General features: G+C 73.3%; 2 pseudogenes. One reads left to right on the top strand and one right to left on the bottom strand.

Annotated elements, in window-relative coordinates:
• Positions 1-126, bottom strand: a pseudogene (locus DMH12_RS38510) (transcription termination/antitermination protein NusG); the annotation flags it as partial.
• A 205-nt stretch (positions 127-331) separates the two neighbouring features.
• Between DMH12_RS38510 and pkaE the strand changes: the two are divergent.
• Positions 332-1133 (top strand): annotated as a pseudogene (gene pkaE / locus DMH12_RS38505) (serine/threonine protein kinase PkaE); the annotation flags it as partial.

Here is a 1133-nt window from a genome sequence, read left to right as displayed (position 1 = left end):
GTTGATCGTGGCCTGGAGCGTGGCGAAGGGGCCGTCGGTGACGGTGACCGAGTCGCCGACCTCGAAGTCCAGGACCTGCACCTCGACCTTGCGCTGCGGCGCCGGCTTGCCCTCGGCCTCGGCGGCCCCCCCCGCAGGCGCCGCCCCCGCCCGCCCGCATCGACCAGGTCCGCGCCGAACTCGACGAACTCAGCGACTACCTGCGCCGCCACGACGGCAACGGCGGCGCCGGCCACCAGGGCGGAACGTGAGCGCGCGGCAGGCGACCGGCACCACAGGACGCGTCGTCGCCGACCGCTACGAGCTGTCCCAACTCGTCGGACAGGGCGGCATGGGCCAGGTCTGGACGGCGTACGACCGGCGGCTCGACCGGCGCGTGGCCGTCAAGCTGCTGCGCCCCGACAAGGTCGCCGGGCAGGAGGCCGACGAACTGCGCCGCCGGTTCGTCCGCGAATGCCGGGTCACCGCACAGGTCGACCACCCCGGCCTGGTCACGGTGCACGACGCGGGCAGCGAGGGCGAGGAACTCTTCCTCGTCATGCAGTACGTCGACGGCGCCGACCTCGCCGACCACCTCGCCGAACACGACCCCTACCCGTGGCAGTGGGCCGTCGCGGTCGCCGCCCAACTGTGCGCCGTACTGAGCGCCGTGCACGCCGTGCCGATCGTCCACCGCGACCTCAAACCGCGCAACGTGATGGTGAAGCAGGACGGCACCGTCACCGTGCTCGACCTCGGCGTCGCCTCCGTCATGGACGCCGACACCACCCGCCTCACCCACACCGGCACCCCCATCGGCTCGCCCGCCTACATGTCGCCCGAGCAGGCCATGGGCGGCGCCGTCGGCCCCTACACCGACCTGTACGCACTCGGCGTCGTCCTGCACGAACTGCTCAGCGGTGACGTACCGTTCGCCGGTTCCACCGCGCTCGGCGTGCTCCACCGCCACCTGTACGAACCGCCGCTGCCCGTGCGCCGCGTCCGCCCCGAGGTCCCCGAGGCACTCGAAGCCCTCGTCCTGCGCCTGCTCGCCAAAGACCCGCAGCACCGCCCCGACTCCGCCCAGGAGGTCTACGAACACCTGGCGCTGCTGCTCCCCGCCCGCGGCGTGCCCACCGGCCGCGCGCTGGACC

It is taken from the genome of Streptomyces sp. WAC 04229 (assembly GCF_003947455.1).
Classification (GTDB): Bacteria; Actinomycetota; Actinomycetes; order Streptomycetales; family Streptomycetaceae; genus Streptomyces.
Note: the sequence above shows the minus strand (reverse complement) of the source record. Positions and strands in the feature narration are given on the sequence as shown.